1 pseudogene is annotated in these 308 nt (G+C 58.4%); it reads left to right on the top strand.

Features of this window, described 5'->3' with window-relative positions:
- Positions 1-308: pseudogene (locus tag EII23_RS13100) on the top strand (hypothetical protein); the annotation flags it as partial.

The following is a 308-nucleotide window of genomic DNA, read 5'->3' as shown; positions in this document are numbered from 1 at the left end:
AAACGCTCCGGGATCACAGAAGACATCCCCGAATTTCAAGACTTGCGGGAGGTGGACGCCATGTTGGAAGAACGCGCCGCTCAGTGGAAGGACGAATACATTCGGCAGGGCGTACTGATGGGGTGGGCCGAAGGGAAAGCGGAAGGAAAAGTTGAAGGCAGGGCTGAAGGCAAGGCTGAAGGCAGGGCGGAAGGCTGGGCGGAAGGAAAAGCGGAAGGCAAGGCTGAAGGATTTGGCCTGGCCTTGCAGGATTTGCTGGAGGCGCGCTTTGGCACGCTTCCCCAGTCCGTGACTTCCTATATTGCCAG

This window comes from Desulfovibrio sp. OH1186_COT-070 (genome assembly GCF_003860215.1).
Taxonomy (GTDB): domain Bacteria; phylum Desulfobacterota; class Desulfovibrionia; order Desulfovibrionales; family Desulfovibrionaceae; genus Desulfovibrio.
The sequence above is the reverse complement of the archived record's forward strand: the minus strand, read 5'-3'. Positions and strand labels throughout refer to the sequence as shown.